Source organism: Conexibacter woesei DSM 14684, assembly GCF_000025265.1.
GTDB classification, from domain to species: Bacteria; Actinomycetota; Thermoleophilia; order Solirubrobacterales; family Solirubrobacteraceae; genus Conexibacter; species Conexibacter woesei.
Genome location: NC_013739.1, coordinates 2,509,030 through 2,535,724, shown reverse-complemented (window position 1 = coordinate 2,535,724; position 26,695 = coordinate 2,509,030). Strand labels below are relative to the sequence as shown.

The window sequence follows — 26,695 nt, the reverse complement described above, 5'->3', positions numbered from 1 at the left end:
CGGTGGTCCTCGCCGCCGGGCAGGCGCGCTCCGGCAGCGTCAGCCGGCGCCGGCTCCCGGCGCGCCGCGATCGACCAGCGCGCGGGCGACGACCGCGGGAGCGGCGTCGCGGGAGTACGGCGAGATGTCGAGCAGATCGAGCAGCGAGCCGCCGAGCCGGTCGCGGACGACCGACTCGACCAGCGCGCACGTCGCGGCGGCCTCCGGCTCGACGGGCAGCAGGCCGGAGCGCAGCGTCGGCCAATGGTGTCGGTCGGCGATCGCGACGCCCGTCGCCTCCCCCACGGTCCGCAGGAACGCTCCCGTCGCCGGCAGGCGCTCGCTGTCGGCGTGCGCCTCGCCGCCGCGCAGCGCGGCCAGCTCGCCGCCGAGGTCGAGGAAACTCCCCAGCGGGATCCGCAGGCGGCCGACCGGCAGCCACGGCTGCACGCGCGAGAACGGCAGGTCCCGCAGCAGATCGCCGTACAGCTCGGCCGGAACGGCGCCCGTCGCGATGCCGTGGAGCAGGTTCAGCAGGACGGCGACGGGCGGCGCGTTCCAGACGTCCTCCTCGAACAGCGGCCGCAGCGACGCGGCGCGCGGCGCGGCGCGCGGCGCAGCGCAGATCCTCAGCACGTCGCCGTAGCCGGTGCCCGCGCCGTCGTGGAGGTCCGCGGCGTCCTCGAGCAACGGCGCCGCGCGGCCGGCGTCGATCAGCATCCACAGGCTCGCCGCCCGCGTGCAGGCGCTGGCGAGCAGCAGCGTGCGATCTCGCGCCGCCGCCGCGCCGCCGCCGATCGCCCCGGCGTCCGACTCGGCGAGCCTGCGCGCGTAGTCGGCGGTCGCGCTGGCGGTCGCGAGCAGGCGGCTGTCGTCCAGCTCCAGCCCCTTGCTGAGCTGTTCGAGGCTCACAGCGCCTCGCGCACGTTGACGAGCTCGAGCGGGTCGACGTAGACGCCGTCGTTCGGCACGACGGCGCCTCTGCTCGGCCACAGCCATTCGCCCGGGTTCGCCGGATCGGGCTCGGCGGTGACCGGCCACGCCGCTTCGAGCTGCACCGCCGGGATCTGGATCTTCGCCACCAGCTCACCTTCCGGCTGGTATCTGAGGTAGTCCGTGTAGACGTGCAGCTCGCGCACCTCCTCCGCGAACGGCTCCTGCGTGACCGCCTTGCGTCCGAGCGTGAAGACGTAGCCGGAGAAGACCCAGCCGTCACGCGTGAAGCCGTCCGTCGCGAAGTCGGTCGCGACGTGATCGGCCGTCAGGACGTCGTTGCGGCCGCCGCTCGCGTCGCGGACGACGCTCCCCGCCGTCGTCGAGATGAACGGCGTCTGCGGGCCGAACGCGACGTAGTCGTTGAGATGCCGCAGCAGCGCCGGCTCCGTCAGCTCGACGAGCGCCTCCTCGGGCGTCACGCTGCCCTTCCCCCGCCACCAGTTCGAGACGATGCCGGTCTCGCGCAGGATCTCCTCCGCGGTCGCCGCGTCGATCCCGCAGATGCCCTTCAGGACGCGCTGGACGATCATCGTTCCGCGTCGCCGATCCCGATGTCGCGACGGAACGCGGCCATCAGCGCCTTGTAGCGCGCGTTGATCTCGGCGAGGCCGGTCGGCGTCATGTCTACCGGGATCAGGTGCACGTCCCAGGCGGGCTCCCAGTGCTCGCGCTCCGCCCGCTGCTTCTTGATCGACGCGCGCAGCTGCGCCGGAGCGGCGCGGGCCGTGAAGGTCAGGAAGCACGCCTCCATGAACGCGTGATAGGCCGCGGCGAACGCTCCGCTCATCAGGTGCTCGCCGACATAGAACGACTTGTCGAGCCTCCGCTTGCGTCTCAGCGCCTCAGGCGGCGTGATCTCGGCGTAGTCGCCGACGCAGCGGAAGAAGCAGAGCAGGTCGTTGAGCGGCAGCGCCATGTCGGAGTACAGCTCCAGGCGCAGCTCGATCAGCTTGCGGTTGCCCCACTGCGCGTCCTCCACGTGTCTGAGCGAGCGCGCGACGACGGCGCCCAGCACGCCCACGACGAGCGGGACCATCGCCGCGACCACCAGGCTCGCCCACTCCAGTGTCGTCCATGCGGCAACCACGCCGCGGAGGATCGCACCACTTTCCTGCGTATGCGCCGGTCTACTGCGCCAGGTAGCGCACGACCGCCAGCACGCGGCGATGGTCCTCGGCGTCCGGAGGCAGGTCGAGCTGCTCGTAGACGTTGGAGACGTGCTTGACGACGGCCTTCTCCGTGATCACCAGACGGTCGGCGATCGCGGCGTTGCTGCGCCCCTCCGCCATCAGCGCAAGCACGTCGCGCTGGCGCGCGGTGAGCCCGTGCAGCGGGTCGTCGTCCGGGCGGGCGCGGCCGAGCAGCGTGCTGATCAGGTCAGGGTCGAGCACCGTCCCGCCCGCGCAGATCCGGCGCACGTCGTCGCAGAACGCGTCGACCTCCACGATCCGCTGCTTGAGCAGGTAGCCGACGCCGGCCGAGCGCTGCGCGAGCAGGTCGGTCGCATAGCGGCGCTGGGCGTGCTGGGAGAGCACGAGCACCGCCGTCTCCGGCAGCCGCGCGCGGATCGCGAGCGCCGCGCGCAGACCGTCGTCGGTGCCCGTCGGCGGCATCCGGATGTCGGTCACGACGAGGTCCGGGCGCTCCTCCTCGACCGCCCGCACGAGCGCGTCGGCGTCGCCGGCGAGCGCGGCGACCTCGAAGCCGGCGCGCTCGAGCACGAGCGACAGCCCCTCGCGCAGCAGCGCCTCGTCCTCGCCGATCACGACCCGCACGGGACCTCCGCCACGATCCGCGTGCCGCCGCCCGGCGGGCTCTCGACCGCGAGACGGCCGCCGAGCACGTCGACGCGGTCGGCGAGCCCGCGCAGGCCGGTCCCGCCCGCGCCGGTGGGGTCGCCCGCGCCCGCGCCAGTCGGGTCGCCCGCGCCCGCGCCAGTCGGGTCGCCCGCGCCGGCGCCGGTCGGGTCGCCCACACCCGCGCCGGTGGGGTCGCCCACGCCCGCGCCGGTCGGGTCGCCCGCGCCGGCGCCGCCGACGCCGTCGTCGCGCACCTCGACGCGCACGCCCTCCGCCGTCCGCTCGACGCGCACCTCCAGCGTCCGCGCGTGCGCGTGCTTGACGGCGTTGGCGAGCGCCTCCGCCATCACGAACCAGCCGGCGCTCTCGACCGCCGCCGGGAAGCGGTCCCCGACGGCGTGCACGACGGTCGGAACCGGCATGCGGTCGGCGAGGTCCTCGGCCGCGGCGCCGAGCCCGCGCTCCACCAGCGCAGCCGGCAGCACGCCCTGCACCAGCTCTCCGAGCGCGGCGAGCACGCCGTCGAGCTCGCGCCGCAGCTCGGCCGCGTCGGCACGCGCCGCCGCGGAGCTGTCGTCGCGTCGCGCCAGCTCGTTCGCGCGCAGCGCCAGCAGCACGAGGCGACCTTGGACGCCGTCATGGAGGTCGCGCGCGATCCGCCGCCGCTCGTCGTCGGCGGCCGCGGCGATCCGCGCGCGGGAGCGCCGCAGCCGCTCGCGGCCGGCGATCAGCTCGGCGGTCAGCCGCTCGCGGTCGAGCGCGAGCGCGATCACGCGGGCGGAGTCGCGCACCGGCTCGGCGTCGGCGATCAGGACCGCGTCGTAGACGATCGCCCCGACGCGCCGCCGCTCGACATCGACGGCGACGACGCCGCGCTCCGAGCGCGGGTCGGGCAGCGTCGCCGGAAGCCCGTGCGCGTCGACCCAGCCGTCGCGCTCGCCGACCCACAGGACCAGCTCGACCGACGGGTCGCCGAGCGCATCGGCGAGCGCGCCGCGCAGCGTCGCGCGCTCGCCGTCCTCGGCGCCGAGCCACGCGCTCAGCTCCTGCACCCCGGCGGTCGGCGCGAAGCCGCCGCGCAGCACCGCGCCCGCGAACGCGACCGGCACGAGCATCAGCAGCGCGGCCTGCGCGGCGAACAGCGCGATCGGGTCGCCGCCGAACAGCGGCCCGCTCAGCCGGCCGAGCAGCGGCACGAGCACGACGGTCGCGATCCCGTAGATCGCGAGCGGCGCCAGCACCCGCCGCTGCGGCGCGGTCGCGCCGCGCAGCCGCATGGCGAGCACGACGGCGGTCGCGATCATCAGGCCGCCGCCGACGACGTCCTGGACCGTCTGGCCAAGCTGCGCGAGGTCCGGCCGGTCGGCGACCTGGAGCGGCGTGCCGGCGCCGTCGGGGAGGAACAGGTACGACGGGGCGTGCAGCAGCAGCGCCGCGCCGTAGAGGCCGGCGACGATCGCACGGCTGGCGGCGCCGCGCAGCCGCCCGGACGGGAACGCGTGGAGCAGGTGCCCGACGAGCGCCAGCGGCAGGTTCGCGACGACCAGGCCGACCGCAGCGAGCGCGGGAAGCGGCGCGTTCGCGAGCCCCGCGGCGATCCAGACCAGCGCGCCGGCGATCATGATCGCGCCCATTCGGTTGCCCGGCCGGCGCAGCGAGGCGACCGCCCCGGCCGCGAACCACGTCCACGCGGCGAGCGGGAACAGCACGAGCACCCACGGTGCGCCCGGCTGGTCGAGCAGGATCGCCCCCTCGATCGCGCCGAGTGCGGCGATCGCGCCGCCGAGCAGCAGTGCCAGCGACCGCGGCTGCCGGCGCACGGTGGCGACACGACGACGCGGCGAGACGGGACTCAGGTCCCCTGCCGGCGGGGACTGGCGTCCATTGCCGGACTGGTGCGTCGTTCGTACGCTGGGAGCTGAGGGCATGCGAGACGGAGCCGGCGGTTCCCGCCGCGCTCGCGCGGGGCGAGCTTATCCGCTCCATGACTGGAATCGGCCGCTCGGCGCCGATCCTGTCCCGCCGCTCGCCGCGGGCGGACAGGCGTCGTAGTCGAGCCGGCGTCAAGGACGAGCGAGGTGACGGCTGTGAAGGCATGGATGACGCGCGCGCGGACGGCTTCCGCGCTCGCCCCGATCGCCGCCGTCGTGCTCGCGCTCGCGCCGGTCGCGGCGGCGCAGGCGGCGCCGACGCTGACGGCGTCGAGCTACCTGTCCGACGGCTCGACCCGCGCGAGCGGCCAGCTCGCGGGCGGCGCCAGCCCCAGCGGTGAGGTCGCCTTCGCGCTGTACGGCCCCGGCGACGCGCAGTGCGGCGGGACGCCGGTCTTCTCCTCCACGGCCACCGTCTCCGGCAACGGCACGTACACCTCTGGGCTGTTCAGCCCCCAGCACGCGGGCGTCCACCGCTGGGTCGCGCGCTACGGCGGCGACGCCGGCAACAGCGCGGCGCAGAGCGCCTGCGGCGCCCAGGCCGCCACCGTCACCGTCCCGAAGGCGAGACGCGCGCTCGCGCTCGCGCCCTCGGCGGGCGTCGTCGTCGGCCGGCCCCTCCACGCGGTCGCGACGTTGAGCGCGCCGGCCGACGCCTGCCCGCAGGTGACGCGGCTCCAGGGCTGGGGCTGCCTGGCGCGGCCGTCCGCTGCGGCGTCGGCTGGCTTCGCCCCCGCCGGGACGATCGCGTTCCGGCTCTACGGCCCGGACGACCCGACGTGCGCGCGGAGCCCCGCGTTCACCGACGAGGTCGCCGTCGCCCAGGCGGGCGCGCACAGCTCCGCTCCACTCACCCCCACGCGCGCCGGCGTCTACCGCTGGAGCGCGACGTTCTCCGGCGACGCCGACAACGAGGCGGCCGCCGCCGCGTGCGGCGCCGAGGTCGCCGTAGCGAAGGCGACGCCCACGCTGTCCGCCGCCGCGTCGCCCGGCGTCGCGGTCGGCGGCTCGATCGACGCGACCGGCACGCTCGCGGGCGGCTACGAGATCGGCGGGAAGCTCGCCGTCGCGGCCTACGGCCCCGGCGACGAGCGATGCGTCCAGACGCCCGTCTTCTCCTCCGCGGTCGACGCCGCCGGCGACGGCGCGTACCGCTCGGCGTCGTTCAGACCCGCGCACGCCGGCACCTACCGCTGGGTCCTCTCCCACCCCGGCGACGCGAACAACGAGGCGATCGCGACACGCTGCGACTCCGCGTCCGCGGCGGTCACGGTCACGCCCGCGGGGAGCCCGCCGGCGAGAGCGCCCACCCCGCCGCCCCCACCCGCGTCCCGGCCCGTCCGGGAGCCGGCTATCGAGCGCCTCGCGCTCGCCGCCCGCTGCGTGCGACCGGCGGCGAACGGGAGCGTCCGCGTCGTGCTGCGGCTGCGGACGGCGCGGGCGGGCGCCGTGCGCGTGCGGGTCGAGCGGGCGCTCGGGACGGCGGGCCGCGAGCGCTGCCCGGCAGCCGGCGGCAGCGGGCGCTTCGACGGCCGCTACCGGACGGTCGCGCGGCTGCGCGAGGTCAGGACGCAGGCCGCGGCCGCCGCGCTCGCGCGCAGACTGACGCTGAGACTGCGGCTGCGGCCCGCGCTCTACCGCATCACGGTCCGCGCCTACACGAGCAGCGGCCGCCTCTCCCCGCCCAAGCGCCGCTACCTGCGCGTGCTGACCGACACGACAGGAACCCGATGAAGGCGTCACCGTCGCGCGCGCTCGCCGCCGGCCTGCTCGCACTCGTCCTTCCGCTCGGCCTCGCCGCGTCCGCGCAGGCCGTCACGTTCACGAGAAGCGCGATCCCGCTGCCCGGCTCGGGACACGGGAGCGAGAGCGGGCTCGCGGTCGGCGACTTCGACGAGAACGGGCGGACCGACATCGCGGTCTCGCTCCAGTCGGGCGACCTCTCGATCCTGCTGCGCGACGGCAGCGGCGGCTACGTCCACGCCGCCGGCAGCCCGCGCGCGCTCGGCAGCAGCGACGCCGGCCCGCTGCGCGTCGCCGACGTGAACCGCGACGGCCACGCCGACGTTGTGGCGCTGCAGGCCCGCGCCGCCGGCGCGACGGTCGCCGTCCTGCTCGGCGACGGTCACGGCGGCTTCGGACCGACGAGCACCGTCCCGGTCGCCGGATACCCCGGCGGCTTCGGACTCGCCGACCTCGACGGCGACGGCGCGCTCGACCTCGCGCTGCCGCTGGAGACGCCACTCGGGCCGCGGCTGGTCGTCCGGCGGGGAGCGCGCGACGGCACGTTCGGCGCGCCGCTCGGCGCGGTCGTCCCGCTCGACGGCCAGTATCCGAGCGCGATCGCGGTCCGCGACTTCGACGGCGACGGCCGGCTCGACGCCGCCGTCGCGCACGTCTTCGCACCCGGCGGCATCGTCACGGTCCTGCGCGGCGACGGCGCGGGCGGCTTCGCGAGAGCCGCGGGCAGCCCGTACGCGATCGGCTCCGGCACGTTCGCGCTGAGCGCCGGCGACCTCGACGGCGACGGCCGGCTCGACCTCGTCTCGCCGGTCTACCCGCCGGGCGGGAGCGACAAGACGGTGACGGCCGGCGTGCTGCTCGGCAACGGCGACGGCAGCTTCCGCGTCGGTCCGGCCGGCTCGTTCGCGAGCCCTCCCACGCTCAACCCGGCGACCCCGTTCGCGCTGCCGCTCGGCGACCTCGACGGTGACGGCCGGCTCGACGCCGCCCTCCCGCTCGGCGAGAGCGCGGGCGTCTGGCCGCTGCTCGGCGACGGCGCGGGGCGGCTCCTGTCGAGTGCGATGGAGCCGATCGGAACGGCTGCGAATCTCAACGCCGGAGCGATCGCCGACCTCGACGGCGACGGCCGACTCGACGTCCTCTCGACGAGCGTGTCGTCGCCCTCGCGACTGTTCGTGCTTTCCAACGACGGCGAGCCGGCGATCGCCGTCGCGCCCGCGCTCGACCTCGGCTCCCACCAGGCCGGCGGACCGGCGGCGAGCGCAACCGTGCGCGTCGCCAACCCGGGCGACCACGGGCTGCGGATCGGATCCCTGGCGGTCGCCGGTGCCGACGCCGCCGACTTCGCCGCGAGCGGCTGCAGCGACCGGCCGATCCCCGCCGGCGGGCACTGCGACGTCGCCGTCACGTTCACCCCGCGCACCGCCGGTCCCCGCAGCGCGACGCTCCAGATCGCCTCTGACGCGCCCGGCACGCCGCTGACGACGGTCGCCCTGACCGCGACCGCCACGCCCGCGCCCGGCGGCGGGGACGGCGGCGGGAGCGGTGGCGGCTCGGGCGGCGGCGGTGGCGACTCGGGCGGCGGCGGCAGAGGTGGCGCGGGCGGCGGCTCCGGCGGCGGGTCGACCGGTCGCGGCGCGGCGCTGAAGCTGGCCGCGCGGCCGGCGCGCGCCGCACTCGCGCCCGGCAAGCGGCTGCGGCTTGCCGTGACGGTCCGCAACACGGGCCGCGCGGCCGCCAAGAAGGTGACGCTCTGCCCTCGCACGAGCGCACGGCAGCTCGCCGCCGGCCGCTGCGTCCGGCTCGGCACCGTCGCGGCCGGCCGCAGCGCGCGCCGGACGTTCACCGTCACGCTCGCGAAGACGGCCCGCCGTGGCCGCAGCTTCACCGTGACATTCACCGCGAAGGCGTCCGGCACCCGTCCGGTCAGCGCGCGCGTCACCGTGACAGCACGACGCTGACGATGCGAGCGTCTACGCGCCAGCGTAGACGCTCGGTCGATTTCGCCCGAACTGCTTCGTCGTGGTCGTAGAGACAGGGAACACCCTTGTGAGCAACCGATCGAAGGAACGGCGATGCAGATCATCCTCAGCGAGTTCATGAGCCTCGACGGCGTCGTGCAGGCACCGGGCGGCCCCGGCGAGGACACCGACGGCGGGTTCGCCCACGGCGGCTGGTCGATGAAGTTCTTCGACCCCGAGGCGATGGGCCCGGTCCTGGACGCCGCGATGGCCCGCACGGACGCGCTGCTGTTCGGCCGCCGCACCTGGCAGGCGGCCGCCGCGGCCTGGCCGAGCCGCGGCGGCGACCCCTACTCCGACCGCCTCAACGCGCTCCCCAAGTACGTCGCGTCCCGCACGCTCGGCGACGACGACCTGACCTGGTCGCGCTCGACGCTGCTGCCCGCCGGCGACGCGATCGGCGCGATCAGGGAGCTGCGCGCTCGCGACGGCGGCGGACTCCAGGTCATCGGCAGCGCGTCGCTCGCCGCGCAGCTGGTCGAGCACGACCTCGTCGACGAGTACGTGCTGATGGTCGAGCCGATCCTGCTCGGCGGCGGCAAGCGCGTCTTCCCCGCCGACGGCCGCGCACGCACGCTCGAGCTCGTCTCGACCGCGACGACGAGCACCGGCGTGCTGATCTGCACCTACAGAGCGGCGCGCGACTGATCCGGTCAGCGACAGGCCTCGGCGGCGTGCGAGTGTCCGCCGCCGGCCGGGAGGTGCACCATCGCGAGGCGACGCGTGGCACGGCCCCCAGGTGTGACCTCCTCAATGCAGTGGTCTGTAAGGGTGTTGTGGCCGCGCAGCGTGCTGCAACTGCTGCTCGCGGTGGACGAGCTTGACCCGCGGTCGGCCCTGCGGCTCTCCGGCTGCGCGCTCGTGCACGTCGATCTGCTCCCAGCCGGCGTAGTCGACGACGGTGACGCCGCGCCTGACGAGCAAGTCGAGTAGCGCGCCGGGCTCGCGGGTCGGCTCGGGCAGCAGCCCGTCCTGAAGATCGTCGACCAGGTGGTCGATCGTCTCCTGCGCGCACTTCTTGTTCGTTCCGATCACGCCGGACGGCCCGCGCTTGACCCAGCCCGCCGTGTAGACACCGGGCACCGGCATGTCGGTGCCCTCTCGGATCACGCGGCCGCCGCGGTTGCGGATCGTGGACCGCCGCTCGTCGAACGGGACGCCGGGGATCGGCGTGCCGCGATAGCCGATCGAGCGCAGCACGAGACCGCACTCGATCGTCTCCTCCCGGGCGGTCGGACGAGCCGACAGCCGCCCGTCGCCGGTGTCGACCAGTTCGTTGCGCACGATCCGCACGCCCTCGACCCGCTCGCTCCCGACGATCTCGACTGGCGAAGCACAGAACCGCAGCACGATCCGCCGTCGCCTGCCGGCCGCGCGCCGCGCGTACTCGGCGACGATCTCGACGTTCTGCCTCGCGGTCACGGCGGCCGCCTCGGATTCCAGGTGCGCGCGCGAGGCAGCGTCGAGCTCCGCCTCGGCCGGATCGACCACGACGTCGGCCGCCTCGCCGAGTTCACGAAGCTCCGGTGTCGTGTACGCGGCTTGCGCCGGCCCGCGCCGGCCGAGCACGACGACCTCCTCGATCGACGACGCTTCGAGCGTCTCGAGCGCATGGTCAGCCGTGTCCGTCGCGCGCAGCTCGGAGCCGTCGAGCACGAGCATCCGCGCGACGTCCAGCGCGACGTTGCCGTTGCCGATCACGACCGCTCGCTTCGAGCTGAGGTCGAACCGGCGGCCGGCGTAGTCGGGGTGGCCGTTGTACCACGCGACGAACTCGGTCGCCGCGTGCGAGCCGTGCAGGCTCTCCCCCGGGATCCCCGTCCGCCGGTCGATCGGCGCCCCGACCGCGTACACGACCGCGTGGTACGCGGCGATCAGCTCCTCGTGATCCAGGTCACGACCGATCTCGACGTTGCCGTGGAAGCGGAACCCGGGCAGCCGCGCCGTCTTCTCGTACAACCTCGTGACGGACTTGATCTTCGGATGGTCCGGCGCGACGCCGGCCCGCACCAGGCCCCACGGCGTCGCGAGCCGTTCGTACACGTCGACCTCCGCCGTGAGCGCGCTGTTTGCGAGCAGCTGACCGGCGGCGTAGAAGCCGGCCGGGCCGGAGCCGACGACCGCGACGCGCAACGGACGTTCCGCGGTGCCGGCCGAAGGTCGCCGCACCTCCGACCCGTCGCTCATCAACGCCCGGTCTGCTGGAAGAAGGCCGCGTTGCGCTCGACCGCGTCGGGCCACTTCTCCGGGACCAGATCGTCCGGCGTGATGGCGTTGACCGGGCACTGTTCGAAACAGGCGTCGCAGTCGATGCACTCCTCCGGATTGATGTAGAGCTGATCCGTCTCGTCGAATCCGGGTTCGTTCGGCGTCGGGTGGATGCAGTCGACCGGGCAGACCTCCACGCACGAGGCGTCCTTCGTCCCGATGCACGATTGATTGATCACGTAGGCCATTGGTCCTCCGGCCAGCGGTACAGAGCTGATCGGCGCATCGCCGTGGGCGCAGCGGCGGCACCCGCGAGACGCTCGATCTGGCGATCATATTGAAGCGTTCCAATTTGGTCAAGTAGAAGGACCAAATACGCACGGCATCGCCGGGCGCGAACTCCGACACGAGGTCCGACGGCCCGAGCTGAATCCGCGCGCGCGGACCGCCGTCGACCCAGCCGCCGTGCCCTCCTGCTTCCGCTCGCCTCATCGGCCCCGCCGCAGCAGACCGTGGCGCGGAGCGAGCAGCCAGCAGGCGACGAACACGCCGGTCGCGACGAGCACGATCAGCCCGCCGGCCGCGAGGCCCAGCTCGTACGACAGGTAGAGGCCGGCGAGCGAGCAGAGCGCGCCGATCGCGGGCGCGAGCAGCAGCATCGCGCCGAGCCGGTCGGTCAGCAGCCGCGCGCACGCGGCGGGCGTGATCAGCAGCGCGAGCACGAGGACGTTGCCGACGGCCTGCAGCGAGATCACGATCGCCGCCGTCACCATCGCGTACAGCGCCATGTCGAGCCGGAAGACCGGCAGGCCGGCCGCGCGAGCGCTCTCGCGATCGAGGCTGACCGCGACCAGCTCCTTGCGCAGCGCGAACGCCGCCGCCAGCAGGCCGGCGCCGGTCGCCGCGACCGCGCGCACATCGCCGTCGGAGATCCCGAGGATCTGCCCGAACAGGAACGACTCGAGCGAGCCGCTGTAGCCGGGCGCGCTGCTCAGCACGACGATCCCGAGGCTGAACGCCGCCGCGAAGAAGACGCCGATCACGGTGTCCTCGCGCAGCCGCCGGTTCTGCGAGACGACCGTGATCAGGAGCGCCGTCAGCAGTCCGGCGAGCGCGCCGCCGAGCACGAAGTCGACGCCGAGCACGAACGCGATCGCGACACCTGGGAAGACCGCGTGCGCGACCGTGTCGCCGATGAACGCCATCCCGCGCAGCACGACGAAGCAGCCGATCACACCGCAGACGACGCCGCAGATGACCGCGACGAGGAAGGCGCGCTGCATGAAGACGTGCTCCCACGGCGCGCTCAGCCAGTCGACCGCGGCGCTCACGGCGCGACCCCGAGCGAATGCAGCAGGCCGTCCGCCTGCGCGACGCCGAACGCGCGCAGCCAGATCGCCGGATCGCGCAGCTCCGCCGGCGGCCCGTCGGCGACGACGGTCCGGTTCAGCAGGCACAGGCGCCCGCACAGCGCGGCCGCCGCCGGCAGGTCGTGCGTCGTCGTGACGAGCGCCACGCCGTCGTCGCGCAGCGCGCCGAACAGCTCGGACAGCAGCTCCTGGGTCGGCACGTCGAGGCCGGTGAACGGCTCGTCGAGCAGCAGCAGCGGCGGCCGCAGCGCGAGCGCCCGCGCGACGAGCACGCGCTGGCGCTGGCCGCCCGACAGCTCGCCGATCGGTCGCTTGCGCAGGTCGCTCATCCGCACCCGCTCCAGCGCCTCCTCGACCGCCGCGCGGTCCTCGCGCGCCGGGCGGCGCAGCCAGCCGACGCGGTGCGCGCGGCCGCTCATCACGGCCTGCCCGACGTCGACCGGGAAGTCCCACGCGAACTCGTGCCGCTGCGGGACGTAGCCGATCGTCCCGCGCGATCGCTCGGGCGCGACGCCGGCGAGCGCGATCCGGCCGGCCGCGATCGGGATCAGCGCGAGCACGGCCCGCAGCAGCGTCGTCTTGCCCGCGCCGTTGGGGCCGATCAGGCCGACCAGCTCGCCGGCGCCGACGCGCAGGTCGACGCGGTCCAGCACGGTCCGCCCGCCGAGCGCGACGGTCAGCCCGTCGACCGCGAGCAGCGGCGGCGCGCTCATGCGGGCGCCGCCGCGCTCGTGCGAGGCACCGGCGCGCTCATGTCAGGCACCGGCGCAGCTCGCGCGCGTTGTGCCGCATCATCGCGACGTAGGAGCGGGCCGCGTCGTCGAACGCGTCGCCGTAGAGCTTGCAGACGCGCACCCCGCGGTCCCGCGCGACCTGCGTCAGGACCGTCGCGCGCTGCCGCAGGCTCGGCTCCATGAAGACCGCGCCGACGCGCAGCCGCGCGATCGTCTCGGTCAGCCGCCGGACCTGCGCGGCGCTCGGCTCCTGCGCGGGGTTCGGCACGACGAAGCCGGCGACCGTCAGGTCGTACGCCTCGGCGAGGTAGCCGAAGGCGTCGTGCGTCGTGATCAGCTGGCGCCGCGCCGGCGGGATCGCGGAGACCTGCGCGCGCAGGTAGTCGTCGAGCGCTTCCAGCTCGCCGAGGTAGGCGGCGGCGTTGCGCGCGTAGACGGCGCGGCCGCCCGGGTCCGCGCGCTGCAGCGTGTCGCGGATCAGCTGCACATAGGCGGCGGCGTTGCGGGCGTCCTGCCACAGGTGCGGGTCGATCTCCCCGTGGACGTGTCTCCCCAGCACCGCCTGCGGCAGCTGGTGGACCTGCTCGCCCGGCCGGCCGACGGCGGCGAAGCGCTCGTCGTCGGGGATCGTCTCCCGCGCCTGCTCCGGCACCTCGATCAGCGCGTCGCGGGCGGCCACGACGCGCTGCCGCTCGCCGCCGTCGCTGCTGAACGCGTAGAGCGTGCCGCGATCGAGGTCGACGGTGAGATCGGCGTGCCCGCCGTCGAGGACTGTCAGGTCGCCACCGCCGGCGTCCGCGACGCGGTCCGCGTCGGCGCCGACCGCGAACGTGAACGTCGCCGTGCCGACCGGCCGCTCCGGTCCGCCGGCGTTGCGCAGGTGGGCCGTGAGCGTCAGGCGATGGATGCCGGGGCGGGTGAACGCCCAGTTGAGGTGCGTGTGCGCGGCGGGCGGCAGCACCGCGGTGTCGTCGCGCGTATGCCCGTCGCCGGAGTCGAACAGGACGTCGACCTCGCCGAGCGCGCCGGTCACGTACGCGACCAGCCGGCCGGGCCCGTCGTGCCGCGTCGCGCGCAGCACGACGTCGGAGGAACGCGCGGCGCCGCGCGCCTTCCCGTCCCCGCGCACCCGCAGCCCGAGCCACAGCACGTCGAGCCCGAGGTCCTCGACGAGCGGGATCACGTGCGCGCCGTACGCCTCGGACGCCTCGGCGAGCGAGACGTTGGGCGCGTCGCCGGGCGCATTGGCGTCGATCGTCTTGATCAGCGCGTGCTCCTCCAGCAGCAGGTGGTTGGTGAACGTGACGCCGGCCTCGGCGACCTTGCGCGCGTCGACCGGCGTCGGCTCGTAGGAGTGCGGATCGCCGCCGGCCGGCACCAGCGAGCTGACCTGGACGCGCGTGCCGCCGACCTCGCGCACGAGGTCGGCGAGGATCTCGGTCGTCGTCACGACGCGCAGGCCGTCGCCGCCGTCGGCGCCGCGTGAGCCGCAGCCGGCGAGCGCCAGCAGCACCACGGCGGCGAGGGCCGCGGTCGCGACCGCGGAGCAGCGGGTGCGCACGGCTAGCCGACCGCGAACGTCAGCGTCGCGGCGTCGCGCAGGCGCTTCCCGGACGCCGAGCGAGCGGACAGCTCGTAGCTGAGGCGGTACGTCCCCGGCCGCGTGAACGCCCAGTTGCCGTGCGCGTGCGTGCCGACCGCGAGCGTGCGCGACTGCGGCAGCCGCCGGCCGCTGGTGAAGAGGACGTCGGAGCTTCCGAACGACGCGGTCTGGAAGATCACGACCCGGCCGGGTCCCGTCACGCGCGTCAACGTCCACGCGACGCCGCCGCGGATCGCGCCGGCGGGGACGGCGTCGGTGCTCCAGCCGGCCCACACGACGCCGGCCCGCGGCGCCTGCGGGATCATCCAGACGGTCGACCCGCGCGGCCCGACGAAGCCCAGCCCGGCGGGCAGCGTCGCCCGCGCCCGCGAGCCGACGCGGATCGTCACCTGCGCCGGATCGCGCCAGACGGCGCGCCCCCGCGTCCCGTCCTTCAGCGCGCCGAGCAGCCTGCCGCCGGCGAGCCGTGCGGCGACTGCATCGACGTGTCCTTCGGCAAGCACCGTGCGCGCCGCGGCGGGCGCGGCCGCCGCGCCGAGCGCGAGGCCGAGCGTGAGCGCGCTCGCGGCCAGCGCGGCGGCGAGCCGGGTCCCTCGTCGTTGCGTCGTCATCTCCATCGGTGCGCTCCTCGGCAGTCGGTCGTCAACGCGACGAAACAATAACGAGACTCATTCCCGTATGCTCCTCGGCCTTGCCCACCGCCCCACCGGAGGAACCGTTGAAGACCCCCACCCTCGCCGTCGCCGTCGCGGGCGTCGCGCTGCTCGCCCCCGCCGCCGGCGCGCTCGCCGCCGAGCACGCCAGACCCCAGCCGCGCGTCGTCGTCGCCGACGGCGCCGCCGGTGCGGTCCGCGTGCTCGACCTCGCGAGCGGCAGACGCCTCGGCCGCTTCGGCGTCGCCGGCCCGGCCTCGCTGACCGTCACCGACGACGGCCGGCACGTCCTCGCGGCGCAGTCCGCGCAGAACCGCGTCGACGCGATCGACGGCGGCGCGTTCACCGAGCCGCACGGCGACCACGTCCACCACCACACGCAGGCGCCGCGGCTGCTGCCGTTCGCGCTCACGGTCCCGAAGCCCGTCCACGTCGTGCCGCACGGCGACGAGGTCGCCGTCTTCGCCGACGGCAGCGGCGACGCGCAGGTCTTCCCCACCGCCGCGCTGAAGCGCAGAGCGGCGGCCGTCGCGACCGCGCGCACCGGCACGCCGCACCACGGCGTCGCGGTCCCGCACGGCGATCGCGTCGTCATCAGCGTCGCCGACCCGGCGAGCGAGGACGGGGCGCTGCCCGCCACCGTCCAGGTGCGCGACCGCGCGGGCGCTACGCTCGCCTCCGCCGACTGCCGCGACCTGCACGGCGAGGCCTCGAGCGCGAGCTGGGCGGCGTTCGCCTGCGCCGACGGGATCGCGCTGATCAGACCGGCCGGGACGCCGTCGCACGAGCGAATCCCGTACCCCGCCCGCACGAACGCCGAGCAGCGCGCGTTCACGCTCCACACCGACGCCGCCGGCCGCCGGCTCGTCGGCAACTTCGGGCCACGGTCGCTCGTCGTCGCGCACGTCGCGTCGAAGACGAGCCGGGTCGTCCCCGTCGCGGCCAGAATCGCCTCGTTCGGCGTCGACGCGCGCTCCGGCGCGATCGTCGTGCTGAGCACCGACGGCCGGCTGCGGCGGATCGACCCCGCCAACGGCCGTCAGACCGCGGTGCGCCGCGTCGTGTCACGGTCGTTCAGACCGGCGTGGGACAGACCGTCGCCGAAGCTGACCGTCCGCGGCGGGCTGGCGGCCATCAGCGATCCCGCGCGCACGCGCGTGACGGTCGTGCGGACTGGCGACCTGAGACCGGTTCAGACGCTGACCGTGCCGGGCAGGCCGACCTCGGTCGCGCTCGTCGGCGCCGGCTGAGCGACGGCCCGGCGACGCCCGGGCAAGCGGCGATCAGGCGAGGTGCAGGGCGTCCGGGTCGCGGTCGAGGCAGCCGGCGAAGCCCTCGCGCCAGCTCGGCAGCTGCGGCGTCCAGTCGAGGGCGGCGCGGGCCTTCACGTTCGACGCGCCGCGCAGCTCGGTCGAGATCGGCACCGCGAGCGGTCCGCCGGCGAGGCGCCCGAGCCAGGCGGGCACCCGCAGCGGCGGACGCGCCCCGATCGCCTCCGCGTAGCGCGGCAGCCAGTCGCGCAGCGGCGCCGGCTCGTCGTCGACGACGTTGTAGGCGCCGGCCGCGCCGCCTGCGAGGGCGGCGACGGTCGCCGCGGCGGCGTCGTCGACGTGGATGAACGACGTCATGCCGGTCGCGCTGCCGACGAGCGGGAAGCGGCGCGAGCGGACCTGTCTGGCGATCGACCCGCCGGGTGCGAGGTACGTGCCCGGTCCGTAGAAGAAGCCATAGCGGAGTGCCAGCCCGTCGAGGTCGCGAGCGTCGATCACCTTGCGCTCGTTCGCCGCGAGGATCCGGGTGGCCTCGGCCAGCATCGCGGGCGCGGCGAGCCACAACGGCGCCGACTCGTCCTTGACCACGTCCCCCTCGGGCGCGTACGCGAACGCGATCGACTGCACGACGTAGCGGCTCGCGCCGGCCGCGCGCGCGGCGTCGAGCAGCGCGGCGGTGCCGGCCTCGCGGATCCGGTTGGTCGTCGCGTAGAGGTCCTTGCGGCGGATGTCGTAGTCGTCGGGGAGCGCGGTCAGCTCGTCGACGACGGCGTCGGGCCGCGCCGCGGCGACCGTGCGCCGGACCGCGTCGGGATCGAGCAGGTCGCAGACGACGCCCTCGACGCCGGCGGCGCGCAGCGCCGCGGCGCGCTCGGCCGAGCGGGTTGTCGCGACGACCGCGTGGCCGGCGGCCAGCAGCCGCGCGAGGAGCGGACGGCCGATCGCGCCGGTCGCCCCTGCGAGCAGCACCTTCACGCCGCGCGCTCCCGCACGACGATCCAGAGCAGGACGCCGCAGACGACCGCCAGCGACGTCTGCGACAGCGCGCCGATCGCGCCGGCGTAGCTGCCGGGCTCGTCGTTGCCGAGGTCGAACCAGTGGTTGATCGCGTGGAAGCCGATGCACGCGGTCGCGGCCGTCAGCGCGCCGGCCCGCAACGACGGCCACCGCACCGCGAGCGCCAGCGCGACCCCGACCCCGGCGTTCAGCGCCATCGCGTCGTGGAGGTAGTGCGCGTTGTACGCGCCGAACGCCCCGACCGACGCGTGGAACCCGCGCGGCGCGAGCAGCATCCAGCACGAGGTCAGCAACAGGACCGCGGCGACCGCGGCGATCCCGAAGCCGGCCGGCTGCTGAAGCGGCCGGCTCCCCTGCGGGGCCGGCGCCGATGCCGTCGGAGCACCCATGGTCCCGGACCGTACCGACGCGCCGTCGCGCCAGACAGGACCAATCCGGAGGCGCCGGAGAGGACCACGCGCCGGTCTCAGGCGAGCGAGAAGGTCTCGGCGTACTGCCGCAGGCCGAGCCGCCGCGCGACGGCCCGCGAGGACGCGTTGTCGTACGACGTGCTGTAGATCGGCGTCCGCCCGGAACGCTCGATCGCGACGCGCCAGGCGTTGACGACCGCGGCCGCATGGCCCCGGCCGCGGTGGTCCGGGTGGGTGCTGACGCCGGCCTCCGCCGCCGCGTCGGTGCGGCGCGCGCAGAAGCAGGCTGACACGACGGCGCCGTCGCGGACGACCGCGAACAGCGGCGCGACGTACTCCAGCTCCCGCCGCAGGACGGCGAACTGCCCGGCGAGCAGCGCGCTGTCCTCGCGGATCTCGATGACGTCCGGATGCGGCGCAAGCGGCGCCTGCGCGAACACGAACGCGGGCCCGTGCGAACGCTCGGCGATCGGCGCGACGCCCGCGGCGACCGCCTCGATCGCCGCGTAGACCGCCGCGTCGCCGATGCCGTTCGGCAGGTGCGGGAGATCGGCCGCCAGGCGCCCGATCTCGGCGGCGACGCCGTCGGGCACGTCGCGGCGGACGCGCCACTCGACGCTCGTCGCCGTGCGGCCGACGAAGACGCGCGGAGCAGCCGCCGGCGGCGTCTCGTTCGACTCGATCAGCCGCCCCTCCGGCGTGCTGCGGAACAGCGCCTCGACGTCGAGGCGGAGCAGCTGCGCGGAATCGGACGTCAGCGGATCGTGCAAAAGAGAAGTTGCGCCCAACATGCGACGACACAAGTTTTGGGCGATAAACTTGTGCCATGGATCTGCAGCGCCTCGGCAGCAGCCCGATAGGCCGACTCGTCCCGATCATGGCACCCGACCCGGCGACCGGGGAGTCCGTAGCCGGGTCGGCGTTCTTGCCCGACCGTCTGCCGAGGACGATCGAGCTGTCGAGCGACACGTGGATGCGCGTCACGACCGCGACCGCGGCGCTTGCGCGACTCGACGGTGCCGCACGGCTGATCCCGAACCCTGAGCTGCTGCGCGTTCCCGCGCTGCGCCGCGAAGCGCAGAGCACGAGCGCGCTCGAAGGAACCTACGCGCCGTTCGCCGACGTGCTCGCCGCTGACCCGGACGACGCCGCAGCGATGAGCGCGGAGTTGCGAGAAGTCCTCAACTTCGAGGAGATGGCAGGGTTGGCGTTCACGTGGCCCGAGAGTCGTCCGCTGACGATCGGCATGCTCAGCGAGCTGCAACGGGTGCTCGTGCACGGGACCGTTGGAGAGCTGAGCGACTCGGGCCGTCTGCGCGACCGAATCGTCGTCATCGGCTCTCGCGGTCGTCAGCTTTCCGAGGCCCGCTTCGTCCCGCCACCCCCTGGTGATCAGCTGCGATCCGAGCTGCAGAATCTGCTGGAGTGGATCGGCGCGCCGCCGAACGTCCCCTCTGTCGTGCAGGCAGCGATGGCTCACTACCAGTTCGAGACGCTGCACCCGTTCTCTGACGGGAACGGACGTCTCGGACGCTTGCTGATCGTCGTGCAGCTGCTGCGCGGCGCGGTCATCCGCGAACCGCTGCTGGTCGTCTCCCCTTGGTTCGAGCAGCGCCGCGACGAGTATCAGGACGCTCTGCTGGAGCTGAGCTGCAACGGCGACTGGAACACGTGGATCAACTTCTTCGCCGAGGGGGTCGCCGCGTCGGCGGCTGACTCGCAGGCCAAGGTCGAGCGGTTGGTGCAGCTCCAGGCGGAGCTCCGCGCCACGGTCCAGTCCGCGAACAAGCGAGGAGTCGCCGAACGCTTGGCGGGCGACTTGATCGGCCATCCCTTCGTATCGCGTTCGGACGTGGCCAAGCGGTATGGGATCAGCGGGCAGGGGGCAGCGAACGCCATCGCCGCGCTGACCGACCTGAGACTCCTGAGTCCGACGCAGCGCCGGTCCGCGACCGGCGCCCAGCGCTTCGTGTCGGACACGGTCCTCAGCGTCCTTCTCACGTAGGCGAATGCGCGGCGATCGTCTCACCTCGCCGTGATCCGCCAGCTGCGGGCGTGGTCGTACTGGTCGTAGAGGCGGGCGAACGTCCCGCCCGACCGGCGCAGATCGGCGGGCGTGCCGGTCTCGGTCACGCGCCCGCGGTCGAGCGCGGCGACGCGATCGGCGGCGGCGAGCGTCGCCGGCCGGTGCGCGATCACGATCACCGTGCGCCGCCGGTCGCGCGTGAGGTTGGCGATCGCCTCGCTGACGGCCGCCTCGTTCTCCGGGTCGAGCGCCGAGCCGGCCTCGTCGATCAGCACGATCCGCGCGCGCTTGAGGAACGCGCGCGCGATCGACACGCGCTGGCGCTCGCCGCCCGACAGCTGCGCGCCCGCCTCGCCGACCCGCGTCCTCCAGCCGTCCGGCAGCCGCTCCACGACCTCGTCCAGCCGCGCCGCGCGCGCCGCCTGCTCCAGCTCCTCCCAGCTCGCGTCGGGGCGCGCCAGCCGCAGGTTCTCCTCGATCGTGTCGTCGAACAGGTAGACGTCCTGGAAGACGATCGCGACGTCCTCCAGCAGCACCGCCGGGTCGACGTCGCGGACGTCGACACCGCCGATGCGCACGCTCCCCTGGCCGACGTCGAAGAAGCGCGCGATCAGCCGCGTGACCGTCGTCTTGCCCGACCCCGACGGCCCCACCAGCGCCGTCGTCGTGCCCGGCTCGCAGCGGAACGACACGTCGGAGAGCGCCGGTCTGTCGCCGTAGGCGTACGTCACGCCGGACAGCTCGATCGCCGCGTCCGCGAGCTCGTGCACCGGCTGCGCGCGGACCGGCAGCGCGGGCGTGTCGAGCAGCGCTCTGACGCGCACGATCGCGTTGTCCATCGCGCGCAGCGCGCCGATCAGCTCGATCAGCCCGCCGAGCGGCTCGAGGAAGCGCACGGCCAGCACGAGCAGCGCGACCGCCTCCGCGACCTCCAGCTCGCCAGACAGCATCAGGTGCGCGCCGAGCGCGAGCACGGCGACGAAGCCGGCCATCACGACGGCGGTGTAGGTGAGGTCCGGCACGAGCGATCTGCGCAGGCCGCGGCGGTAGCTCGCGCGATGCTCGTCGAGCGCGGCGCGCATCCGCGCGCTGCCCGTCGTTCCGTGGCCGGCGGCGCGCAGCACCGGCTGCGCCTGCCCCAGCTCGATCGCGCGGCCGGCGATCTCGGTCGCCGCCGCGTCCAGCTCGGCGTCGGCGATCGCGGCGATTCGCGCGGCCCGCCGCAGCGTCAGGAACGCGATCGGCGCGAGCGCGAGGAACAGCAGCGCCATCCGCCAGTCGACGGCGAATGTGACGACGACGATCGTCGCGGGCACGAGCGTCGAGATGATCGCCGGCGCCCCGATCGTCACGGCGAGCTGACCGATGTTGCTGGCGTCGGCGGTGACGGTCCGCGCCAGCCGCGTCTTGTGCTCGGCGGTGAACCAGCCCAGCGGCAGCGTCGTCGCGTGGTCGATCGCGCGGTGGCGCAGCTGCGCGGCGAGGTCCATGCTGGCGGCGAAGCCGACCGGCGTCGCGATCGCCGTCAGCGCCGCGTACACGACGAGCCCCGCCCCACCGGCGATCAGCCACGGCGTCGCGGCGGCGAAGTCGGGCTGCGGGCGCAGGACGGCGTCGAGGATCGGGATCAAGAGTGCGAGCAGCAGTCCTTGGAGGACGGCGAGGACGGCGTGCAGCGCGCTGAGGCGGATCAGCAGCCGCGGCTGCGGGCACAGCTGGAAGAGGTGGCGGATCATGCGGGGGCTCCGGTCTGCTGCGCGCGCCACATGCGGGCGTAGAGCCCGTCGCGCGCGATCAGCTCGGCATGGGTGCCGCGCTCGGCGAGCCGGCCGCCGTCGAGCACGAGGATCTGGTCTGCGCCCGCGATCGTGTGCAGCCGGTGCGCGATCACGATCACGGTCTTGCCGGCCGCCAGCTCCGCGAGCGCGTCCTGGACCGCCGTCTCGCTGTCTGGGTCGAGCGCCGCCGTCGCCTCGTCGAGCACGACGATCGGGGCGTCGGCGAGGATCGCGCGGGCGATCGTGAGCCGCTGGCGCTCACCGCCCGAGATGCCCCCTCCGGAGGCGCCGAGCACCGTCGCGTAGCCCTCCGGGAGCCGCCGGATCACGTCGTCGACGCGCGCGGCGAGGGCGGCGGAGTGGACCTCCTCGTCGGTCGCGTCCGGGCGGCCGATGCGGATGTTCTCCGTGACCGTGTCGCGCAGCAGCACGACGTCCTGGAAGACGAGCGACATCGACGCCAGCAGCTGCGGCGTCGCGATCTCGCGCACGTCGGCGCCGCCGATCCGGACAGCACCGCCGGTGACGTCGTAGAAGCGCGGCAGCAGGCTCGCGAGCGTCGTCTTGCCCGCGCCGGACGGGCCGACGATCGCCGTCACCGTGCCCGGCTCGCAGACGGCGCTGACGTCCGCGATCGCGTCGCTCACGCCGTCGTAGGAGAAGCGCACGCGGTCCAGCTCGATCCGGTGGCCGCGCGGGTGCTCGGGGCGCGCAGCCTCGGGCAGCGGCGCACGCGCGAGCAGCGTCTCGATGTGGCCGGCCGCGACGCGGCCCTTGCGCAGACCCTGCGCGCCGTGGATCGCCGGCACGATCGACGTCGGCAGCCCGACGCCGACGACGAGGAACGGCAGCAGGTCGGCGACGGCGAGCGAGTCCGCGTGCACCAGCGCCAGGCCGGCGGCCATCACGACGCCGAGGACCGCCACCTCCGAGCCGAGCACGCGCGAGGCGGCCGAGCTGTAGCGCGTCTCCGCCGCCCATGCGGCCATCGCCTCGGTGTGCTCGCGCACCGCCGCGCCGAAGCGGTCCATGATCCGGCCGCCGGTCCCGAACGCCTTCACGACCGCGATGCCGTCGGCGTACTCGACGCTCGCGGCGCTGATCCGCCCTTCGGCGGCGAGCAGCCGGCCGATGTGCTTCGGCGCCGAACGCATCGCGACCTGGAAGAAGACGGCCATCAGAGCCAGGACTGCGACCGTGATCAGAGCCATCCGCCAGTCGACGAGCGCGAGGTAGCCGATCCCGACGACCATCGCGGTCGCCGCGCCGACCATCTCGCCGAGCGCGTGCGCGATCAGCTGGTGCATCTCCTCGAGGTCGTCGGTCATCGTCTTCTTGACCGTCCCGGAGCCGCGCGCGCGGAACCAGCCCAGCGGCAGGACGCCGAGGTGCCGCACGATCCGCACGCGCACGTCGTGCAGCGTCGCCGCGTCGGCGTAGTGGCCGGTCCACGAGGACGCGAAGACGAGCACGAGCCGCAGCGCGGCGCCGGCCGCGCCGATCGCGACCCACAGCCAGACCGTGCCCTCGACCGACGCGGGGTCCTGCGCGCCGAGCAGCGTGCGGGCGATCTCCGCGACGGCGACGTACGGCGCGAGACCGACCGCCGCGCCGAGCGCCGAAAGCAGCGCGCACGCGATCAGGTGCGTCCGCACCGGCCGCAGCAGGCGGGCCAGCGGACCCGCGCGCATCAGGCGGGGCGCCTCCCCGCCGCTCGTTCCAGCGGCTCGGTCGCGTACGGCGGGCCGGTCCGCCACGGTCGTGTTCGTCGCTGTCATCGCGCGCTTCCCCGTCGTGGTCGATACGTCTGGGACCGTCGCCACGGTGAGTGACCGACGGTCAGTCAGACGTTAGGGTAGCCTAATTCGGGACACGGCGGCAACCCTCCCCCTCCGCGACGCCAACCCTCACCCCTCCGCGTCGTGCGCCCACCGCTCTGCCAGCAGACCCGGCTCCGGCGCCTCGCCCGGCAGCGGCCCACGCCCTGCGCGCAGGCCGTCGACGGCGATCGCGATCGTGCGACTGCGGGCATTGGCCGCCGCGGCCGCGAGGTCGTCGCGGCCCTGACCTTCGAGCTGCTCCACCAGGGGCGACTTGCCCAGCTGCTCGATCAGCAGGGAGATGTCCACCGGTGTCGCGTCGGCACGCAGCACCCCCGCCGCGTGTGCGCGCGCCACGAGCGCGTGCAGCAGCACCTCGGAACGAGTGAACTTCTCCGCCATCGCGTCGGTGACCGCGATCGTCCCGGCCAACGGGCCCAGTGCGCCGCCGCTGAACTCGGTCGTCGCGGTGACGTAGTGGACGAGCCCTTCCCAAGGGTCGTCGTGGTCCAACCCGCGCTCCGCCGCCTCGATCCACTGGTCCAGCGACAGCGCGCACAGGTGCTGGAACAGCTCGTCCTTCGTGCGGTAACGCCGGTAGATGCTGGCGACGCCGACCCCCGCACGGGCTGCGATCGTCGCCACTGAGGTGTGCGGACCGTCGACGGCGAGAGCCTTCTTGGCGGCCTCGAGCAGGGCGCGGTCGTTGCGTTCGGCTTCTGCGTGCCGGGGAGCCTTTCGGGCCATGTCCCCCACTGTAGCGGCAAACGAAGCGAATCACTCCGCTACAGTTCCCTAAACGAAGCGAAACAATCCGTTTGGAGATGCCGTGCTGTCTGTCGTGATGGAGGAGTTCGGAGCAGCGGAGGTTCTGCGCGCCCGGCAGGTCGCGGATCCCGTGCCCGGCCCCGGCGAGGTCCTCGTCGAGGTGAGCTACGCGAGCGTCACGTTCGTCGAGACGCAGGTCCGCTCCGGTCGCGGCCCGTTCGGCCGTCCCCCTCTGCCGCGCACCCCCGGCAACGGCGTCGGCGGCCGCGTCGTCGCCGTCGGCCCCGGCGTGGACGCGTCGGCGAAGGGCGCGATCGTCGTCACGACCACCGGCGGCGCCGGCGGCTACGCCGAGCTGGCCGTTGCGCGCGCCGACGACACCGTCCCCGTCCCCCCGGGCGTCGACCTGAGGGACGCGGTCGCGCTGCTCGCCGACGGCCGGACCGCCGTGCTGCTGTTCGAGCAGGCGGCGATCGCGCCGGGCGAGCGGGTCCTGGTCGAAGCGGCCGCAGGCGGCGTCGGCAGCCTGCTCGTGCAGCTGGCGGTGAACGCCGGCGCCCGCGTGGTCGGCGCTGCCGGCGGTGCGCGCAAGGGCGAGCTGATCGCGTCCCTCGGCGCCGCCTTCGTCGACTACTCGCAGCCGGACTGGCTCCAGCGCGTCCGCTCCGCCGCAGGCGGCGAGACCGGCGACCTGGACGTCGTCTTCGACGGCGTCGGCGGCGCGATCGGCACCGCGGCCGCGACCGCGCTCGGCAGCGGCGGGCGGATCAGCGTGTACGGCATCGCCAGCGGCGCCGACGCCGACCTCGACGAGCACGCGCTCGCCGCGCGGTCGATCCGGATCCTCGGGCTCTCCGCCGCGCCGACCCCCGCCGAGAGCCGCGCACTCGTAGGCGAGGCGCTGCGGCTCGCGGCGGACGGGACGCTGCGACCGGTCGTCGGCCAGACCTTCCCGCTCTCGGAGGCCGCCGCCGCGCATGCGGCGATCGAGGCGCGGACCACCGTCGGCAAGACCCTGCTCGTCACCGGCCGATGAGCGCCGCCGTCCGCACGCCGCCGGAGCGGGCGGGCGCGCGCGAGTGGATCGCGCTCGCCGTCCTCGGCGTGCCGGCCGTCCTGGTCATGATGAACATGTCGGTGCTCTACCTGGCGCTGCCGACGCTGAGCGCGGAGCTGGAGCCGAGCGCGTCACAGCTGCTCTGGATCACCGACATCTACGGCTTCATGGTCGCCGGCGCCCTGATCACGATGGGCGTGCTCGGCGACCGCCTCGGCCACCGCCGCGTCCTGCTGACCGGCGCCGCCGCCTTCACCGCCGCCTCGCTCCTCGCCGCGTCATCCACGACGCCGGAGATGCTGATCGCCGCGCGCGCGGCGCAGGGGATCGCGGCGGCATCCCTCGCGCCGTCCTCGCTCGCGGTGATCCGGAGCATCTTCAGGGACCCGCAGCAGCGCACGCTCGCGATCACGATCTGGATGCTGAGCTTCATGGGCGGCGGCGCCGTCGGCGTGATCGTCGGCGGCGTCCTGCTCGAGTTCTTCTCGTGGGGCGCGGTCTTCCTGGTCGCCGTGCCGACGATGGCGCTGCTGCTGGTCACCGGCCCGTTCCTGCTGCCGAAGCACAGCGGCGGCGGCTCCGGCCGCGTCGATCCGCTGAGCGTGGCGATGTCGCTGCTGACGCCGTTGGCGATCGTGTACGGCATCAAGCAGCTGGCGGTCGACGGCCCCGGCCTCGCCGCCGTCGGCGCGATCGCCGCCGGACTGACGGTCGGCGCGCTGTTCGTGCGGCGGCAGCGCCGGCTGCGCACCCCGCTGCTCGACCTGTCGCTGTTCCGAAACCCGGCGTTCGCGGTGTCGGCCGGCGGCATGGTCGTGGTCGGCATGATGCTGTTCGGCACCAGCCTGCTGACCTCCCAGTACCTCCAGCTGGTGCTCGGCTTCTCGCCGTTGGAAGCGGGCCTGTGGCAGCTGCCGACGGCGGTCGCCGGGACCGTCGTCGCCCTGTGGGTCTCCGGCCTCGCCTCACGGTTCCAGCCCGCGGCGCTGATGAGCGCAGGGGCCGCGTTCGCGCTCCTCGGTCCGCTGCTGCTGACGCAGGCGGACCGCGGCCCTGGCTTCCTGGTGGCCGGCTCGGTGCTGCTGTTCGCCGGGCTGACCCCGTTCATGGCGCTCGGGACCGGACTCGTCCTCGGCGCCGCGCCGCCTGAGCGCGCCGGGGCGGCCTCGGCGATCTCCGAGACCGGCGCGGAGCTGGGCGGGGCGCTCGGAATCGCGATCCTGGGAAGTTTCGCCACGGCCGTCTACGGCGGCTACATGGCCGACCACATGCCGGACGGCGTTCCGTCCGCGGCGGCCCGGTCCGCTCGCGAGACGCTGGTCGGAGCGCTCGACGCGGCAGGCCGGCTCCCCGACGCGATCGGCGTTCCGCTCGCCGAGACGGCACGCGACGCGTTCACGCACGGCGTCCACGTGCACGCCCTAGTCCTGGTCCCCCTCCTCGTGGCGCTGTCGCTGCTGACGCTGACGCTGCGCCGCCGTGACCGACCCGACTGAAAGGAACGACTCCCG

24 protein-coding genes are annotated in these 26,695 nt (G+C 74.6%); 7 read left to right on the top strand and 17 right to left on the bottom strand.

What is annotated here, in order from left to right; genetic code table 11:
* Positions 1-39: 39 nt before the first annotated feature.
* The 5 genes from CWOE_RS11920 to CWOE_RS11900 are packed head-to-tail and all read right to left on the bottom strand — an operon-like array spanning position 40 to position 4,594.
* Positions 40-891 carry a hypothetical protein gene (locus CWOE_RS11920; protein WP_012933867.1) on the bottom strand — a complete coding sequence of 284 codons (852 nt, stop codon included), beginning with the start codon at positions 889-891 and terminating at the stop codon, positions 40-42.
* Positions 888-1,505: a hypothetical protein gene (locus CWOE_RS11915; RefSeq protein ID WP_012933866.1), complete on the bottom strand. Its 618-nt coding sequence runs from the start codon at positions 1,503-1,505 to the stop codon at positions 888-890. Before CWOE_RS11915 ends, CWOE_RS11920 begins: the two co-directional genes overlap by 4 nt.
* Entirely contained in the window at positions 1,502-2,062 is a 561-nt protein-coding gene (locus CWOE_RS11910) for a hypothetical protein (protein WP_012933865.1), read from the bottom strand. The genes CWOE_RS11915 and CWOE_RS11910 overlap by 4 nt, the downstream gene beginning before the upstream one ends.
* A 40-nt stretch (positions 2,063-2,102) precedes the next feature.
* On the bottom strand, positions 2,103-2,750 hold the full coding sequence (locus tag CWOE_RS11905; protein WP_012933864.1) for a response regulator transcription factor: 648 nt from the start codon (positions 2,748-2,750) through the stop codon (positions 2,103-2,105).
* The gene (locus CWOE_RS11900; protein ID WP_012933863.1) at positions 2,738-4,594 is read right to left on the bottom strand and encodes a sensor histidine kinase; all 1,857 of its coding nucleotides are present in this window, start codon (positions 4,592-4,594) and stop codon (positions 2,738-2,740) included. Before CWOE_RS11900 ends, CWOE_RS11905 begins: the two co-directional genes overlap by 13 nt.
* 258 nt (positions 4,595-4,852) lie before the next feature.
* Between CWOE_RS11900 and CWOE_RS33445 the strand changes: the two genes are divergently transcribed.
* From CWOE_RS33445 to CWOE_RS11885, 3 genes are all read left to right on the top strand, one after another.
* Positions 4,853-6,439 (top strand): Ig-like domain repeat protein, encoded by a 1,587-nt coding sequence (locus CWOE_RS33445; protein WP_012933862.1) that lies wholly within the window; start codon positions 4,853-4,855, stop codon positions 6,437-6,439.
* Positions 6,436-8,409, top strand: a complete 1,974-nt coding sequence (locus CWOE_RS11890; protein ID WP_012933861.1) for an FG-GAP-like repeat-containing protein — start codon at positions 6,436-6,438, stop codon at positions 8,407-8,409. Before CWOE_RS33445 ends, CWOE_RS11890 begins: the two co-directional genes overlap by 4 nt.
* Before the next feature lie 114 nt (positions 8,410-8,523).
* Complete coding sequence (locus CWOE_RS11885) at positions 8,524-9,117, top strand: dihydrofolate reductase family protein (protein WP_012933860.1); 594 nt, start codon at positions 8,524-8,526, stop codon at positions 9,115-9,117.
* Positions 9,118-9,219: 102 nt separating this feature from the next.
* Here the strand turns inward: CWOE_RS11885 and CWOE_RS11880 are convergent, their stop codons facing one another.
* The 6 genes from CWOE_RS11880 to CWOE_RS11855 form a co-directional block, all read right to left on the bottom strand.
* Entirely contained in the window at positions 9,220-10,656 is a 1,437-nt protein-coding gene (locus CWOE_RS11880) for an FAD-dependent oxidoreductase (protein ID WP_012933859.1), read from the bottom strand.
* The gene (locus tag CWOE_RS11875; RefSeq protein ID WP_012933858.1) at positions 10,656-10,925 is read right to left on the bottom strand and encodes a 4Fe-4S dicluster domain-containing protein; all 270 of its coding nucleotides are present in this window, start codon (positions 10,923-10,925) and stop codon (positions 10,656-10,658) included. The genes CWOE_RS11880 and CWOE_RS11875 overlap by 1 nt, the downstream gene beginning before the upstream one ends.
* A 240-nt stretch (positions 10,926-11,165) precedes the next feature.
* Entirely contained in the window at positions 11,166-12,008 is an 843-nt protein-coding gene (locus CWOE_RS11870) for an anchored repeat-type ABC transporter permease subunit (protein ID WP_012933857.1), read from the bottom strand.
* Positions 12,005-12,760, bottom strand: a complete 756-nt coding sequence (locus tag CWOE_RS11865) for an anchored repeat-type ABC transporter ATP-binding subunit (RefSeq protein WP_012933856.1) — start codon at positions 12,758-12,760, stop codon at positions 12,005-12,007. Before CWOE_RS11865 ends, CWOE_RS11870 begins: the two co-directional genes overlap by 4 nt.
* Positions 12,761-12,797: 37 nt before the next feature.
* Entirely contained in the window at positions 12,798-14,342 is a 1,545-nt protein-coding gene (locus CWOE_RS11860) for an anchored repeat ABC transporter, substrate-binding protein (protein WP_012933855.1), read from the bottom strand.
* Between the two features lie 2 nt (positions 14,343-14,344).
* The gene (locus CWOE_RS11855) at positions 14,345-15,001 is read right to left on the bottom strand and encodes a choice-of-anchor M domain-containing protein (RefSeq protein WP_012933854.1); all 657 of its coding nucleotides are present in this window, start codon (positions 14,999-15,001) and stop codon (positions 14,345-14,347) included.
* Between the two features lie 101 nt (positions 15,002-15,102).
* On the opposite strand from CWOE_RS11855, the gene CWOE_RS11850 reads away from it, so the two are divergent.
* Positions 15,103-16,287: a YncE family protein gene (locus tag CWOE_RS11850; RefSeq protein ID WP_012933853.1), complete on the top strand. Its 1,185-nt coding sequence runs from the start codon at positions 15,103-15,105 to the stop codon at positions 16,285-16,287.
* Positions 16,288-16,320: 33 nt separating this feature from the next.
* Here CWOE_RS11850 and CWOE_RS11845 read toward each other — a convergent pair whose 3' ends face one another.
* The 3 genes from CWOE_RS11845 to CWOE_RS11835 all read right to left on the bottom strand — a co-directional run bounded on the left by CWOE_RS11845 (position 16,321) and on the right by CWOE_RS11835 (position 18,505).
* Complete coding sequence (locus CWOE_RS11845; RefSeq protein WP_012933852.1) at positions 16,321-17,283, bottom strand: NAD-dependent epimerase/dehydratase family protein; 963 nt, start codon at positions 17,281-17,283, stop codon at positions 16,321-16,323.
* Positions 17,280-17,714 (bottom strand): hypothetical protein, encoded by a 435-nt coding sequence (locus tag CWOE_RS11840; RefSeq protein ID WP_012933851.1) that lies wholly within the window; start codon positions 17,712-17,714, stop codon positions 17,280-17,282. Before CWOE_RS11840 ends, CWOE_RS11845 begins: the two co-directional genes overlap by 4 nt.
* 77 nt (positions 17,715-17,791) lie before the next feature.
* A complete protein-coding gene (locus tag CWOE_RS11835) occupies positions 17,792-18,505 on the bottom strand; it encodes a GNAT family N-acetyltransferase (protein ID WP_049793251.1) in 714 nt (237 codons plus the stop codon).
* A 107-nt stretch (positions 18,506-18,612) separates the two neighbouring features.
* On the opposite strand from CWOE_RS11835, the gene CWOE_RS11830 reads away from it, so the two are divergent.
* Positions 18,613-19,740 carry a Fic family protein gene (locus tag CWOE_RS11830; RefSeq protein WP_160165507.1) on the top strand — a complete coding sequence of 376 codons (1,128 nt, stop codon included), beginning with the start codon at positions 18,613-18,615 and terminating at the stop codon, positions 19,738-19,740.
* Positions 19,741-19,760: 20 nt separating this feature from the next.
* Here the strand turns inward: CWOE_RS11830 and CWOE_RS11825 are convergent, their stop codons facing one another.
* The 3 genes from CWOE_RS11825 to CWOE_RS11815 all read right to left on the bottom strand — a co-directional run bounded on the left by CWOE_RS11825 (position 19,761) and on the right by CWOE_RS11815 (position 24,106).
* Positions 19,761-21,497, bottom strand: a complete 1,737-nt coding sequence (locus tag CWOE_RS11825; RefSeq protein WP_012933848.1) for an ABC transporter ATP-binding protein — start codon at positions 21,495-21,497, stop codon at positions 19,761-19,763.
* Positions 21,494-23,230, bottom strand: a complete 1,737-nt coding sequence (locus tag CWOE_RS11820; protein WP_012933847.1) for an ABC transporter ATP-binding protein — start codon at positions 23,228-23,230, stop codon at positions 21,494-21,496. The genes CWOE_RS11825 and CWOE_RS11820 overlap by 4 nt, the downstream gene beginning before the upstream one ends.
* A gap of 216 nt (positions 23,231-23,446) precedes the next feature.
* Complete coding sequence (locus tag CWOE_RS11815) at positions 23,447-24,106, bottom strand: TetR/AcrR family transcriptional regulator (protein WP_012933846.1); 660 nt, start codon at positions 24,104-24,106, stop codon at positions 23,447-23,449.
* 82 nt (positions 24,107-24,188) lie between these two features.
* On the opposite strand from CWOE_RS11815, the gene CWOE_RS11810 reads away from it, so the two are divergent.
* Both CWOE_RS11810 and CWOE_RS11805 read left to right on the top strand, forming a co-directional pair.
* Complete coding sequence (locus CWOE_RS11810; protein ID WP_041730410.1) at positions 24,189-25,163, top strand: zinc-binding dehydrogenase; 975 nt, start codon at positions 24,189-24,191, stop codon at positions 25,161-25,163.
* Positions 25,160-26,680 carry an MFS transporter gene (locus tag CWOE_RS11805; RefSeq protein ID WP_012933844.1) on the top strand — a complete coding sequence of 507 codons (1,521 nt, stop codon included), beginning with the start codon at positions 25,160-25,162 and terminating at the stop codon, positions 26,678-26,680. Before CWOE_RS11810 ends, CWOE_RS11805 begins: the two co-directional genes overlap by 4 nt.
* Positions 26,681-26,695 lie beyond the last annotated feature (15 nt).

What these genes read in the sequence shown, in the direction of transcription:
- CWOE_RS11915 (WP_012933866.1), bottom strand. Translation starts at nt 1,505, where the DNA reads ATGATCGTCCAGCGCGTCCTGAAGGGCATCTGCGGGATCGACGCGGCG.
- CWOE_RS11890 (WP_012933861.1), top strand. Translation starts at nt 6,436, where the DNA reads ATGAAGGCGTCACCGTCGCGCGCGCTCGCCGCCGGCCTGCTCGCACTC.
- CWOE_RS11885 (WP_012933860.1), top strand. Translation starts at nt 8,524, where the DNA reads ATGCAGATCATCCTCAGCGAGTTCATGAGCCTCGACGGCGTCGTGCAG.
- CWOE_RS11880 (WP_012933859.1), bottom strand. Translation starts at nt 10,656, where the DNA reads ATGAGCGACGGGTCGGAGGTGCGGCGACCTTCGGCCGGCACCGCGGAA.
- CWOE_RS11875 (WP_012933858.1), bottom strand. Translation starts at nt 10,925, where the DNA reads ATGGCCTACGTGATCAATCAATCGTGCATCGGGACGAAGGACGCCTCG.
- CWOE_RS11865 (WP_012933856.1), bottom strand. Translation starts at nt 12,760, where the DNA reads ATGAGCGCGCCGCCGCTGCTCGCGGTCGACGGGCTGACCGTCGCGCTC.
- CWOE_RS11855 (WP_012933854.1), bottom strand. Translation starts at nt 15,001, where the DNA reads ATGGAGATGACGACGCAACGACGAGGGACCCGGCTCGCCGCCGCGCTG.
- CWOE_RS11840 (WP_012933851.1), bottom strand. Translation starts at nt 17,714, where the DNA reads ATGGGTGCTCCGACGGCATCGGCGCCGGCCCCGCAGGGGAGCCGGCCG.
- CWOE_RS11830 (WP_160165507.1), top strand. Translation starts at nt 18,613, where the DNA reads ATGGCACCCGACCCGGCGACCGGGGAGTCCGTAGCCGGGTCGGCGTTC.
- CWOE_RS11825 (WP_012933848.1), bottom strand. Translation starts at nt 21,497, where the DNA reads ATGATCCGCCACCTCTTCCAGCTGTGCCCGCAGCCGCGGCTGCTGATC.
- CWOE_RS11820 (WP_012933847.1), bottom strand. Translation starts at nt 23,230, where the DNA reads ATGCGCGCGGGTCCGCTGGCCCGCCTGCTGCGGCCGGTGCGGACGCAC.
- CWOE_RS11815 (WP_012933846.1), bottom strand. Translation starts at nt 24,106, where the DNA reads ATGGCCCGAAAGGCTCCCCGGCACGCAGAAGCCGAACGCAACGACCGC.
- CWOE_RS11805 (WP_012933844.1), top strand. Translation starts at nt 25,160, where the DNA reads ATGAGCGCCGCCGTCCGCACGCCGCCGGAGCGGGCGGGCGCGCGCGAG.